Annotated in this window: 11 protein-coding genes; 8 read left to right on the top strand and 3 right to left on the bottom strand. The window is 39.0% G+C overall.

Translation table 11 applies throughout. From position 1 onward, the window contains the following. Positions 1-9: 9 nt before the first annotated feature. Genes ACFSR5_RS15155 through ACFSR5_RS15165 form a run of 3 tightly spaced genes read right to left on the bottom strand, consistent with a single transcriptional unit; the run spans position 10 to position 5,505 of the window. The gene (locus ACFSR5_RS15155) at positions 10-1,365 is read right to left on the bottom strand and encodes a RagB/SusD family nutrient uptake outer membrane protein (RefSeq protein ID WP_380905304.1); all 1,356 of its coding nucleotides are present in this window, start codon (positions 1,363-1,365) and stop codon (positions 10-12) included. A gap of 2 nt (positions 1,366-1,367) precedes the next feature. Then, positions 1,368-4,610 carry a SusC/RagA family TonB-linked outer membrane protein gene (locus ACFSR5_RS15160; protein ID WP_380905305.1) on the bottom strand — a complete coding sequence of 1,081 codons (3,243 nt, stop codon included), beginning with the start codon at positions 4,608-4,610 and terminating at the stop codon, positions 1,368-1,370. A gap of 46 nt (positions 4,611-4,656) precedes the next feature. Beyond that, complete coding sequence (locus tag ACFSR5_RS15165) at positions 4,657-5,505, bottom strand: TlpA family protein disulfide reductase (RefSeq protein ID WP_380905306.1); 849 nt, start codon at positions 5,503-5,505, stop codon at positions 4,657-4,659. Positions 5,506-6,433: 928 nt separating this feature from the next. Between ACFSR5_RS15165 and ACFSR5_RS15170 the strand changes: the two genes are divergently transcribed. The 8 genes from ACFSR5_RS15170 (at position 6,434) to tnpA (ACFSR5_RS15205) (ending at position 14,301) form a co-directional block, all read left to right on the top strand. Beyond that, entirely contained in the window at positions 6,434-7,309 is an 876-nt protein-coding gene (locus tag ACFSR5_RS15170; protein WP_380905307.1) for a nuclear transport factor 2 family protein, read from the top strand. Between the two features lie 199 nt (positions 7,310-7,508). Then, positions 7,509-7,694: a hypothetical protein gene (locus ACFSR5_RS15175; RefSeq protein WP_380905308.1), complete on the top strand. Its 186-nt coding sequence runs from the start codon at positions 7,509-7,511 to the stop codon at positions 7,692-7,694. A gap of 48 nt (positions 7,695-7,742) precedes the next feature. Continuing rightward, a complete protein-coding gene (locus tag ACFSR5_RS15180) occupies positions 7,743-8,312 on the top strand; it encodes a Crp/Fnr family transcriptional regulator (protein ID WP_380905309.1) in 570 nt (189 codons plus the stop codon). A 79-nt stretch (positions 8,313-8,391) separates the two neighbouring features. After that, a complete protein-coding gene (locus tag ACFSR5_RS15185; RefSeq protein WP_380905310.1) occupies positions 8,392-9,255 on the top strand; it encodes an SDR family oxidoreductase in 864 nt (287 codons plus the stop codon). A 281-nt stretch (positions 9,256-9,536) separates the two neighbouring features. Then, entirely contained in the window at positions 9,537-12,047 is a 2,511-nt protein-coding gene (locus ACFSR5_RS15190) for a hypothetical protein (protein WP_380905311.1), read from the top strand. After that, a complete protein-coding gene (locus ACFSR5_RS15195; protein ID WP_380905312.1) occupies positions 12,040-13,701 on the top strand; it encodes a hypothetical protein in 1,662 nt (553 codons plus the stop codon). Before ACFSR5_RS15190 ends, ACFSR5_RS15195 begins: the two co-directional genes overlap by 8 nt. Positions 13,702-13,768: 67 nt before the next feature. Beyond that, complete coding sequence (tnpA, locus tag ACFSR5_RS15200) at positions 13,769-14,086, top strand: IS66 family insertion sequence element accessory protein TnpA (protein WP_380905313.1); 318 nt, start codon at positions 13,769-13,771, stop codon at positions 14,084-14,086. Positions 14,087-14,103: 17 nt separating this feature from the next. Then, complete coding sequence (gene tnpA, locus ACFSR5_RS15205; protein ID WP_380905315.1) at positions 14,104-14,301, top strand: IS66 family insertion sequence element accessory protein TnpA; 198 nt, start codon at positions 14,104-14,106, stop codon at positions 14,299-14,301. The last annotated feature ends 64 nt before the right edge of the window (positions 14,302-14,365 follow it).

The raw sequence follows: 14,365 nt of genomic DNA on the forward strand, positions 1-14,365 counted from the left end.
CCTCTTTTCTTACCGCTCATTCTGCACGATATCACTATATTGTACTGCATCATCGGGTATTGGCCAGCTATATTTCGGCGAGTTCGGTAACAGTTCATAGTCTTTGCCATCTATTGACCGCTTCAGGGTCTTTCTGAACTTCCCCTCCCCGTTTAGGCGGCGCAGGTCTGCCCACCGGTTGCCCCTAAATATAAGCTGTCTGCGCCTTTCCTCAAGTACATAACTTAATAGCATGCCGTCATCTGCAGGGGTGTTGAACTGCGCGCCCGTAGCGAACCGCCTTTCGAGGAAACCAACCAACGCCGCCCTCGCCGACCCATAGTCTCCAGTCCTCACCAGACATTCAATCTCAATCAGTCTGATTTCGTCAGTCGCCAGTCCTAGAAAGTAAGCTCCTGATCCATACCCCAGGTAGGATCCCTTAAATAACATGCGTCCATCGGAATTAGCGGTAAAGAAGATCTTTTTTCGAAGGTCTCTCTCTGCATAGAGACCCAGTAATTCTTCGGAAATCGAGTATCGTGTCCTGAGTATCGTAGCATTTAGCATAGAAGCATAAAAAATGATCTCGGGATTTTCGTCAGGATCGGTGGGAAACGGCGTATTCCCCTGTTCTGGTACGTCATTATAATTCAGTATCCCTCCTGCAGTTGACAAGCAATCCGATGCGTGGCTTAACGCTTTGGTGTACTCAAAGATATCCAAATGCACCTTGGCCAGTAACGCATTGACGGCATCCTTTCCAGGAGCATACTTGCTCAAACCTTTTTCGGGTAACAGCGACAGTGCTTCATTCAGGTCGCTAATTATGCTGCCATAGACTTCCGCAACCGTCGCTCTTTTCGATCGCAACGTCACATCTGATTCCAACTTTAACGGGATCCCCAGATCAGCTTCTTTTGTTGACGGATTATATGGCTTTCCGAATATATTTTGAAGCAGGTAATGACTGTATGCCCTATGAAAAAGTGCGGTTCCTTTGACGCGGTTACGCTGCTCAGTTGACACCGCGCCGACTGTCGATAGACGTTCCAGCACGATATTACAATACAGGATGCGTTGATAGGCATTATTCCAGTCATTGATCGGCTGACCTTCATATACCTGATCAGCCCATAGGTATGCATTACGTTGCCACGGTGCGGTTAACGACTGTAGTAAACCATCACCGACCGTATATTCGTCCGCTCCCACGACAGCGAGCTCTCCGGCTACCCCGTTAAACATCAACAGGTTATTCATCAGGGCTTCAAGATCCTCGATCTTGTTTGGGACAACCAGGTTACTTTCACTTTTCACATCCAGAAATTCGCTGTCACAACCCATCGAACAGCATAGTAGTAGTCCGTATATAATCTTTTTCATTGCTAGTATTGTAGTTGTATGCCTAAACTAAATTCTTTTGGCCGCCTATAGGTTGCAAACGGCATCTCGGGATCTAGTCCTGAATCACTTTTCTGCCAAAGGATGCCTACATTCCGCAGCATCAATACCACTTTGACCTTGAGTTTTTCCTTTGCAAGTTTTGCCGTGTAGGCGGCTGTCAGGTCCTCGATCCTGATGTGATCCGCCGGTTCGATCAGCGCACGGGAATAGCCATAGGACATCGCCAGCTGACTGGAATAACTATCGGTCGCGGCGGGGATAACGGTACGTGTTTCGTCTCCCGGTTTTTTCCAACGCTCATAATAATCCATATGGTGCTGGTCGTTTCCTAGATATTCTCCCCCGGGCATCATGGAAGAGCGTCTGAAGCGGTGCCCCCCTTTAAACGACAACATTCCTCCAATGTCGATATTTTTGTACGATAGCGTAGTCCTGAAAAAACTGTGAAAACGTGGAACTGTTACCCCCACTTTTTCCAATCCCTGCACCGGAAAATTGTTGATATAATTAGCGTAGTCAGAAGACTGCTCCCCATCGACATAAATAATCGGCAGGCCGTTGATCGGAGAAAGCCCGTTCCATGGAAGTGCGTAAAGAGCATCTACTGACCGTCCTTTAACCGGAGGCGCTGCGCCTGTCGTCAGCAGGTAGGCATTGGCCTTTAAATTGTCGTTTGTACGGTAGTCTGTGATTCGATTGCTTACGTAACTGGCCAGCAGGTTGCTTGTCCACCGTACACCCGAAAACTGGTGAGCAAATGTAAGATCAAAATCTAAACCGTCCGTCCGAAGGTCAGCATAATTCACCATTTGTTGTAACGCTCCGGAGATCCCCGTGGTGGGATCGACGTAATCCATACCAAACAGGTCTTCGCCGTTCTTTACGTAGTAATCGACGCTTACTTTCAGCACGTTGCCCATTGAAAGATCTACTCCGATATTCCACGTTTTCACTTTCTCCCACCGGAGTGACGGGTTCCCTACCGCGGTAAGTGTTGCCATTGGAAGCTGGGTTTCTACATTGGTTCCGTAACGGATAGTGGGAAGGGAGCTCAGGCTCTTGTTCACATTGCCACTTACACCATAGGTAGCCCTAAGTTTCAGCATATCAAAAGGGAGGTGTTCAGCGAAGGCTTCCCTGTCGATGTTCCAGGCCCCTCCAATCGACCATAGAGGAACCCCGCGCTGGTTTGTTTTGACACCGAAGAGGTTCGAGGCATCCCACCGCATGCTATTGGTCAGGGTAAAACGTCTCAAATAGGTATATGACAAATTGGTGTAGTATGAAATATCGCGATCAACATTTTTCTGCCCCCCTAGCGCTGAGCCCGTGATTCGGGCACTCCCGCTAGGCCGTTGCGGATACAGTTCGGTAAAGTCAAACTGACCGCTCCCTGTCCGTAGGTCGGGATCGTAGTTGTATACCCACTGCGCCGGCTGCGTGGTATAGATCCGCTCCCTACGCTCACCGCCGGCTAGGATATACAACTCGCTATGATTTCCCCACGAGCGGTCGTAGGATAGCTGGACCCGTCCCGACTGCGCCGATAGGCTTGCCCGCTCGCTATAATTGAATATGTCATTGTGCGGGATTATCCGCGTTCCGTCAGTCTGGGTAAAGCTATTGACCATATCACGTACGAAGTAGCTATCTTTACCGTAGTGATTACGACCACCGCTCAGCGTGTGCTGGTACTGGTATAGCACCGTTGCTTTAAAGGCTGATAAAAATGAAAAACTAAACTGAGGTGAGATTCTAAGGAACCTGTTGTTACGAAAATGGCTATTGAGTTCCCTTTCCTGCAGCGGAACAAAGCGCCAGTCAAGCAAACCGTCCTCTTCGGCTTTATTAACAAATGTCCAGCTATAATCCCGCACCAGCGGAGCGTATCCCCCGTCTTCACCAATCAGCGTGCTGTACGTAGATACTTTTCCTACGCCGGACGTGTACAGCTGCGACAGGGATATCCCGTTCTTTCGGGCCTTGTTATCCGAAAATGATCCGACAATGCTGAAGGTACCTCCTCTCCATAGCTTTATACCATTGGAAATATCCAGGGACAGGCGTTCCTCACCATCCCCCCTCACTGCTGAGCTACTGCTGGTCCAAGCCGCGCTGAGATTGTAATGGTGAATCTCCGATCCCCCGCGGAGGGAGACGTTGCTCAGGTTCTGTGCCGCATTACGATAGAGGTATTTCATGGCATCACGCCTGATATCTGAATTAGCAAGCCTGGAACGTTCGGTATCAAACTGGTCCTGCGTGATCAGCCCGTCTTCCAACTGATATTTTAGGTCCACGTAATACGGAAGCGCGAGCTGATCTTGTCTTGCGTAAATCCCTTCTGCGAACAGCCGGTCTTCTATCTCGAGTACCGCTCGGGAAGGGAGCCTTGCTTTATCATCGAACAGGTCGGGGCGATGGGCGATCTGCCAGCGCGTACTGAAATCGACCTGCATAGTGCTGTTGAACTTTCCTTTTTTCGAATTGATCACGATCACGCCATTTCCTGCACGTGCCCCCCAGATAGAGGAAGCGGCAGCATCTTTAAGCACGGTGATGGATTCGATATTTTCCGGATTGATACTGCTCAGTTCGCCCTCAAATGGGAAATCGTCAAGGATGATCAGGGGCGCAACTTCGGCATTTATCGATGATAGACCCCTCACCCGCAATTTGGCCTCCCCCCCGGATTCGTTGTAGCTGTCCTTCCTTGTGAACTGCAGGGAACTGGTCACCCCTTCCAGCCTGTCAATGATATTGGCTTGTGGCGACCGTGCCATCAGCTCACTTCCTATGTGGGTAAAAGAACCCGTGGCACGTTCCTTTGGTAATTGAAAATATCCGGTGCTGTAAACCTCAACATCCTCAATAACGTTATCCTGCTCTTCAAGTATAATACGGCCAAGTCGCAGAACCTCAGCAATAGCTCCCTCGAATTCCTTATATCCGAGATAATTGACCAGGATTCTATCGGTTTCTGCACGAAAAGGGACCGAAAAGTTACCTGCCGTGTCAGTTTGCACCTGCTGGTCCCCTACCCTGACCGTTGCACCCGATAGTGCGATGCCGCCGCTTGCGGAAATGACTTTGGAAAAGAGCGTGTCAAGGCTTTGTAGCCTATCCGGGGGAGGGCTTGCCTCCTGCCGCGCCGGCGCATGACCATAAAGCATACATAGTCCGCTCAGGTAAACTGTAAAAATATATCTTATTTTCTTATACATCTTCTTTCAAATAGATTAATAAATGAGAAATGCATTGGCTAGCCGGTTAGTAGGGCGTCCATGTGGCTTGCTTGGGAATCGAATCAATCTGACCTTTTATCAACTGGAAGATAAAATCATAGCTAGCGGGCCGGGACGTTGTCCTCCCGAAAAGCCGGCCGTCTTTTATCCAAACCGATGGACCGATGGAAGCGCTCCTAAAAAAGTACCGGTTAAAGATATGTGCTGCTTTCCCTACTATCTGCGGTGATGTCCACCCGAGTTCGCGACTATCTTTTGCAGCTTTGTAGTCGTAGTCCATATGGACACCGACAACGTTGATCTTTGATTCTATTTGGGACTTTATTTTCTCCCAGTGCCTCATCGATGCTACACACGGGGTACACCACTTTGCCCAGAAATCGAGCACCAAAAAATCCCGCCCGGCAGCAAGCTCACGGAGAGTCACGCGTTTTCTCCCTTGGGAGTCGTTTACAATCTCTAGCGGCATGTCAAGTATCTCCCCCGGTATCTCCTCTCCCACTTCCATGTACCCCAGCTTGGCGGTATCTACTTTGTACCTGATGACCTGCTGCTGCTTCCCTTGGATCATGGCTACTGAGGTTCGCTGGGATATTGCGCTATCGAGGTCTAGGAGATACCGTTTTGAACCGCTAATATCGCGGATTTGTAGGAGCCCATCGGCCCCACTGTCCTTGTGGGGCTCCTGAGCAACTAGATTACTAAACAACGCGATGAAACACATCGTTACGCAGATTTGATAAAATCCTGCCCACGTAACGATATTAAACAGCGTGCGACTACGGTTATATTTCCTGATAAAAAAGTATTTGCAGGAACGAACTGCGATCCTTCCTAATACAGACAGGATCGATTGAATATTTTTATTTCGCATTCTTTAGCGTTTTAAAAGCAATGGTCATACCGTGGCCTTTGCCCGATAAAAAAATAGAGAGTAAAAGAAAAATAGAATACGAACGACTGATAAGAAATTTAGTTTATGTACGGTTAGTATATTCGCATTCAAATACCCGACCTCCGTAATTTTCCTTCGGAAAATAACTTGTATATACAATAAGAATTATTTGCTTGTGATAAGAAAGATTCTTACATTTAAGCGACGAAACTTTTATAGTTGAAGAACCGACCTATTGATCCGTTGCAAACCGCATTTTTATTGTTGATACCGACGTCGGTTTTGAGACTTTTTTAAAAAGAGGGATATTTTACCCGCAGCGTATGCTTTGGGAGACTTGGCATCGCTACATGCTTGAAGATTCAGCATGATGACAAACCGTTTACCCTCTTTTTTAACAGTCTTTTTCTTCAACCTATGAAGGCGGAACAATAACGTTCTTACCGTTTAATTGAAAAGAAAACCGGCGACATCGATCCTCGATCGGGCCTGGGTGGTTTTGCTTGGTGGGTTTTAATCGTTCAATCATAATCATTTCGGTTATTTATTAAAATGATCGTACCCAGAGAAGTTTCGGGAAAGTGAAATTGGATTAAAACCAATAGAGCGATACCCAAAGCTTCTGAACTGGCACCGTCAAGAGCCGCCATAACCGAGATTATGGATCCACAGAAGACTTCCATGAGCATCGCTCTATTGAACTAAATATCTCCAAAGATAATAAATCCAATAGAAAGCGAGCCCACGATCTACTCATGTGGAATTTGACGGTTTCGTTCATGAGTGACAATCGTAAGAGAAGTTTAACAACCTCTCAATTATGTCGCTATAATAACTATCACAAATATAAGTATAAAATATGACTTTAAAAAGTTTTTCGAATAAAAGTCATATAATTTTTTAGACAATGTCAACATTATTAGGTGAATATTTAAACTCTCTAAAGATCGTCAAAGACAAAATTAGAGAGCTGGCTAATGTAAAAAGGCCAAGAATGAATGATTTAAATAATAAAGAAACAGCGAAACCTACACCAGAAGAGTTCTATAAGATCATCTACTTAGCCATTATATCAGCAGGCCTACCTGACAGTGAGTTTGGGAATGCAATAGAAACAATTTTCCCAACTAGACCAAAAGGCTCTCTTTTAATAGACTTTAAACACTTGCCCAAAGAAATTCAATTTCTAAAAAAGTATACACTTAGACAAAATGAAGTCGAAGAAAAAATTGGAATGTCAGAAAATAAGATAAGTAGACTCGCTAATGAAAAAACTAAAGATCTACTTGCAGTTGAATTAATCTGTTTTATTGAAGGATTGGGAGAGAATGTGTTAGACACATTTAAAAGAATTTACGGTCCTATCGAAACTGTTGACAGTTCCTTACCAAGTGCTTCTATACTAAATGACAGGACAAATAAAGTTGTTCAATATATAGCAGCTTATAATGATATGAAAGTAGACAATATGGTTGAGAACCTTGCTGACCATGTACTCTTCGAGAATATAAGCAATAACGAAGTAACACTCTCTATTCAAGGTAAAGATGCATTTAGAGAACAGGCGATCGAGGCTCTCTCCTATTTCAGTGAAAGAGAACAGGCCATCGGGTCGATCACTCATACATACAATTCTACCAAGATCGTGATCAACTACAAGGCGATTGCGGCGATGGATTTTCCGAATGGTCTAAAGAAAGGGGATGAAATAAGCTTAAAAGGAAAGTCAATTTTTGAGTTTTCCGAAGATGGGAAGATAGTAAGGTTGACGGATATATCGTAGAGAGCATATGTAACGTTGCCGAAAAGAGACTGTTCAATTATTGTAATCTATTAAAAAAGAAAATTAAAAGCTTAATCGTAAACCTGTATACAAACCGCAATTATTCTAATTATATATGCAAGAAGCCGTCGATTTATTTAAGAACAATTTGATATTCGAGAAAGACATTGCTAGATTTTAAGAACTAGGATTAGATTACATGAAAGCGCTGATCCGGATAAAAGAATCCTGCGGGTTGACCGTAATATCGACCAAGTGGACTTACAAAGAGTTTGACGAGTTCACCATACGATATGGCTTGTCGGAGCCGGTCATTACGAAAGACCTGATAGGCTGTTGGGCAAAGACCAGGGAAAATGACTGTAGAAGGACGTTCTATGGGTAGCCTTACCTGTTTTTTTCCTTAATTAAAATCGCTTATTACCTTTAAACAATGGAAAAATTAATTGAATATATACTGCGTTTTGGCAGTCTGAACCAACAGCAAATCGATTTTATCAAGAGTAAGACAACGGAATTGGAACTGAACAAAGATGATTATTTTTCCGAAGCAGGAAAAATTCCAAAATACATTGGTTTTGTTTTGGAAGGTGTTTTTAGGTGTTGCTATTACAATAATAAAGGCGAAGAGATAACCAATTACTTTATTGACGAATACAGTTTTGTTTCAGACCAGCAAAAGTTTGACGCACAAGTAGCAGCAACTGATTACATTCAGGCTGTTACCGATTGTAAAATGCTGGTATTTTCTAAAAAAGATTGGGACGCACTCTCAAACACAATAGTTGATTGGGATCGGATTGCGGCTAAAATAACCCAAAAATGTTTGACAGATGCGATGGACAGAAGAAGTCCGTTGGTTTCGGAGGATGGCACAACCCGTTACCTCTCATTCCTCGAAAAATACCCAATGATTATTAACCGTGTTCCACTATCATATATCGCTTCTTACTTGGGCGTTACACAACAGTCGTTGAGTAGAATTAGAAAAAAAATCCGCTAAAAATCTCTTTTTACCAAATGGTAAATGTTTTGATTTTTAAAGTTTGGAACTTTGTATCATTAATTTAAAACAAAATATAATGAGCAAGAAAATAGTATTAATTACAGGAACAAATAGCGGGTTTGGATGGCTTACTGCAAAAAGCGTTGCAGCCTTGGGGCATCAGGTTTACGCAACAATGAGAGATACGAATGGTAAAAATTCAGATAAAGCAAAAGCCCTATCAGAGATAGAAAATATCACCGTTTTGGATGTTGCACTTACGGATGAAAAGAGTGTGCAGCAAGCCATAGATACCATCATCGCAAAAGAAGGAACAATAGATGTTTTGGTAAACAATGCGGGGTTTAGCAGAAACGGTGTAGCCGAAAGTTTTACCACTGCCGATGTGCAAGAACTATTCGATATCAATGTCTTCGCACCTTGGCGATTGATGAAATTGGTGTTGCCTTTTATGCGTAAACAATCCGAAGGTCTCATCATCAACATCTCCAGCGGATTTGGTGCTGTTTCGTTTCCTTTTGCAACAATGTACAGTGCTTCAAAATTTGGTTTGGAAGGCATCAGCGAAGGTTTGCATTACGAAGTAAGACCATTGGGTGTTGACGTTGCCATTCTACAGCCAGGTGCTTTCCCGACAGAGATGTCGCAAAAATTCAACTCTGGTTCTGATGCTTCGGTTAACGATGCTTACGAAGTCATTGCAGATTACCCTAATAAAATGGGTGCCGCTATTGGCAAGGCATTCGAAACCTTAAATCCTAATCCGCAAGAAGTTGCAGATGCCGTGGTGAATTTAATCAGCTTACCCAAAGGTCAGCGTCCGATAAGAACCAATGTTGACCCATTCACAGGGGAATACCTTAAAGCTGCAAATAATGCCGTTCAATTTCAATATGAGAAAGCATTAACAGCCTTTGGAATGGGAGGTTTGTTGAAATAAATAACGAAATCAAATTTTCACAGCATTAAACTTAAACCTTCTTTCAATGGAAGGTTTTTGTTTTTTGGAAAACTAGGCTGGTTATTCTTCTTAACTTCATCTAAGAAGATGCAGGCAACCCTGTCAAAACAGACCGCAGAACCAATAACAGCCACTTCCGTTTGTCAATAATTATTATTAACATCTTTAACTCAAGCTAGTGTTGTTATAAACATATATATTATTTACCTTAGAACATGTTCACATTTCTAGAACAGATAAATATTATTTAACTATATTTTATGAAAAAAGGGAATATAAATGCTGATCAATTCAGTTATAAAGAAGATTTTGCGCTTAGATTTACAAATAATAATTATGTATTAGCAGTCAAAGACGAAGATTTTCCAGACAGGAATATTATACCAATCTTATACTATGACCATGGAAATGTGAGAGATATCGATGAGTATGACATGGATAAAATAGTTGTTATCCCTCATAAAACCATAAATAATAAGGCACTATCTCGCTTCAATCTAAATCAGTTAATAAAAGTTTCTTACGGTAACATATATAATAATGATAGATATTATGATGGATCTAGGCTTCCTAAATGCGCAACAATAGATTCTTACATTTATCCAACTGATAAAAACGATGTGATTGAAATATTTAATGGTAAAATAGATGAATCAACATCCAGAGTTAAACTATCCGAATATTATCTAGACTCATTAATTTTAGACGTCTATATTGAAGACAATATACCAATTTTTATAGAAACAGATAATATTATTATTGGTCCATTTAGAGTTTTAGGGAAAGATAGTGAAGGTTATTTTACTGTTGAAAAAAATCTGTGGAAATCTTTTGGAGAATATAAACTAACGGATGAAGCATACGTAGAATTCTCTGCCAATGAAATAATTAGAAAAGTTCATATTCCTTCCTTTAATAAATTTGAACTGATAAAAACTCGTGATTTTAAAGATAATAAGGAATTAATTGAAGAGTTTAAATCCAAGCTAAGGGATTCTCCCGATACATTTAAGATTGAATATATTGACCGAATGTCAGAAATTTTAAATAAAACTGGAGAAAGTAAATCCATTGAAAAATATCTTGAGGAAAACAAAAGAATTGCTGAAATTCTCAAAAATACTGAGAAAGTAATATTTTCTGAAAAAGAACTTGCTTTATTAATTCCAGAGATTAACAATATAAAAAATGAAATTGAAAGATTACAAACTGAAGAGTTTGAATTAAAGAACCATGTTGAAACATTCTCAACAAAGAAGGAAGAAATTCAACAGGATATTCTTCAAAACCAAGAAAAATTAGACTTACTAAAATCTGAATTAGAAAATCTTAGCAAAACGAAAGAAGAAGAATTACTCAAAATTAAATCAGGCTTAGAAAATGATATAAGTGCTCTGCGTAGTGAGAAAGACAATTTAGAGAATGATATAAAAACTGAAACTGAAATTAAATCTAAGGAGTTAAATTTCATAAAAGAAAATCTGGAAGAACTTAAAAAAGCTGAAGAAGACTTGAAGTATTCTGTTGATAAATTAAAAGTAGAAAATCAGGAGACTCAAAGAGATTCTTTAAAAGGGTTAATTGACTTGTTTAAAAACAAAAAATACTTCGATTTTTTTAGTGGGAGGGATTTATCTGAATATGACCAGAAAGAAGAAAGAGAATTTACTGATTATTCTATATCGGACTCATATTCCGATTATACCCTCTTTAGAACGGAATTAATTTCAATTTTAAACAAAAGTGGAAGAAGCTTTGAAACTCACTTTATTGACAATTTATTAATATCAATTCATCAAAACACATTGACAGTATTAGCTGGTCTTCCGGGAACTGGCAAGACTAGTCTAGCTAGATTACTTACAAAAATTTTGTCACCCAAAGAGAGAGTTTCTGAAGTATCAGTTAGCCGAGGGTGGTCTTCTCAAAAAGACTTAATTGGTTTTCAAAATCCTTTAACAAATAAATTTCATTCTGCGCCTACAGGTATTTATGAATTGCTCAGCCAATTAGATTATGAATCTAAAAACAAAAAGTATTTAGATTCACCTATGGCATACATAATTTTAGACGAGGCTAATCTAAGTCCTATTGAACATTATTGGTCAACATTTTATAATTTAACAGACTCTTCAGCAAACCATAATAATCTTTTATCTATTTCTTTGGGAAATAGCTTAAATATAGAATTTGCAAATAATTTAAGATTCATCGCAACGATAAATTATGATCAAACGACAGAAAATTTATCTCCTAGGGTTATTGATAGAGCTAACATAATTCAAATTCCAGTAAATAGCTTTAATATTGACACCATTCCAGTAGAAGAAATTGAGAAGCTTAATATTTCATATCAAAAGTGTATTGAGTTTTTTAATCTTTTTGACTTCCAAGAAGAAAAACAAAACGTTGAATTATCTGATGAATTAAATGTTATTTTTAATGATATAAAAAAGCGTTTTAAAGCTTTAAGAATCCCTATTAGTCCAAGAGTGGAAATAGCAATAAAACAGTATTGTACCGTAGCCAAAAACTGGATGAAGAAAGAAGTTTCCAGACCATTAGACTATTGCGTTTCACAGAGGCTTTTACCTATGATAAATCTACAAGGAGATTCTGCAAAAAAGAATTTAGAGGAATTATTAATTATCTTCAATAAAAATGATTTAAAAAAATCGAGTGAGGTCCTTAAAAGAATAATTGAAGCAGGAAATGAGGATAGCATTTTTGAAGGAAATTATAATTATTTCTTAACCCTGACTTATGCTTAAAATTTTTCAAGTAATTAAAGATAAAAAGATAGAGATTTTTCCTTTCAATAATATTTATACCGTATTTGAATTAGGGAAATATGAGCTATTATACACTTCTGATTATATAATATCCAACTCCGTATTTATTGAAGATATTCCCATTGATGTAAATAAAATATCCCGGAATGGCAATCAAATATTATTATCAGAATTTAGATATTTTGAAGATTACTTTGGCTATGCAAGTCTAAATTTCAATAATCAGATATTTCTTTTTAATATCAAAATCGAAAAATTAAAACTATCGGAGATCGAAGATATTTTTATCTATTTATGGAAGAAAGAAGACAAACTTTTCAATATTTTCTTTTCAAAAAGTACCTATGAATTAGATTTTAAAAGCAAAGGGATTGAATTAGGTCAAACTTCTAAACTTATCTCATTCATTGAAACATTCATTTCAATTTTTGATAAACTTTATTTTTCCTTTGAAAGTTTACCTCATTCTGTTTTAAGGAAACTTCACAAAAAAACTAAATATGACTCTCATAAAGTAACTGTGGACACTGTAGATTGGATGTTAAGTAATTTGGATGAAATATATTTTGATGATTTCTTGAAGGGCCATTACAATTCAGTTAAAATTAACAATCGCTATGGATTAATTGATAATATCAAAACAACTGAAAACATTAACTCATTCAATACTTATGAAAATCAAATTGTATTGGGTGCATTTACTTTAATATTAAGAAAGCTTAATAAATTGAAAACTGAAATAAGTTCTAACATTAATATTCAGCCCAGTAAAGAGGACAAGTATGCTGATTTTAGAGATTTAAAACGTATTCCATTTATAAAACTATTCGAAAATTCCACCTCCCTTGAAAAGAAAGTGAATAAGTTATATAATAAGTACCAAAAACTTTTTAAAAATGTAAATCCAAGAATAGAAAAGCCTATTTTAACAACCGTTTTCGCCCAAAAATTACATTATAAAAAGGCATTTAGTTTAATAAAAAACCTGAATGATTATAAGTTTGATTTATTTGGGAGCTTTAAATTATTGAATATAAGCAAATTAAGCAAGTTGTACGAAGTTTATAATTTGTATATAATCTTAGATTCAATAAAACAAAAATTAAGATTAGATATGTTTAAAGTTAGTGCGCTTTCTAATAGAAATGATGAGATAATTGAAAAAATTGCCTTTGAAAATAATGAATATAGCATTAAACTTTGGTATGAATTAAAATATTATGGCACTTCAAGAAAAGAACAAGAAATAGAAGTCAGAAGAATAGATACTAGAGAAGGTGGGCATTATAATCCAGATTTTGTCCTAGAGATTGTGAATAAAATTGAACTGAAAAAAAAATACTATATTCTGGATGCAAAATATTCAAAATTTCAAACAGTGAAAAATAATTACTTACCAGATTTAATTGGAAAATACATTCTGAATACTGGAATCAATGGCTATGTAAGCATGAAAGTAACTTCTTTAAGTTTAATTATTCCAAACGAATATGGACAAAAAATTATTGAAAGTGATTATTTTGAACCAACCATCGCAATAATTGCTTCGAAACCAAATTTTGAGGATGAATTAAGGTATTTTATAAATAATCTTTTAGAAAAGGATTTATCGGAAAACTTGATCTTAAAATAGAGGGTGAACGTATCCGCCCTATGGTCCACGTCTATGAATAAACCTATGTCGTGGGTAGCTTTGCTGGATGAGCAAAGAGGAAAAAAGAGCACAGATGTTTGCAATGATAGCAGACTGGCAACAGAGCGGTATGAGCAAGAAACGATACTGCGAGGAAAATGGCATCAATGAGGCTACGTTTTATTACTGGTTTTCGCGCAGCAAAGAAAACGATACATCCAACGGCAGCTTTATAGCGATCGACAAAGCTGGCAGGAACAGTGCTGTTGAGGTTATCTACCCCAATGGGGTGCGGATTAAGGTAGAAACGTATCCGCCCTACCGTATCCGCCCTACCAAGTACATATTTTCTGAGCGATGTATAATGGGGAGCTTTGCTAAATGAGCAAAGAAGAAAAAAGAATGCAGATGTTTGCCATGATAGCAGACTGGCAACAAAGCGGTATGAGCAAGAAACGATACTGCGCAGAAAAAGGGATAAATGAGGCCACGTTTTATTATTGGTATTCGCGCAATAAAGAAAGCATTTCGTCTCCTGGTATCCGCCCTACCAAGTACATATTTTCTGAGCGATGTATAATGGGGAGCTTTGCTAAATGAGCAAAGAAGAAAAAAGAATGCAGATGTTTGCCATGATAGCAGACTGGCAACAAAGCGGTATGAG

Source organism: Sphingobacterium suaedae (genome assembly GCF_042684625.1).
In the GTDB taxonomy this organism is placed as follows: Bacteria; Bacteroidota; Bacteroidia; order Sphingobacteriales; family Sphingobacteriaceae; genus Sphingobacterium; species Sphingobacterium suaedae.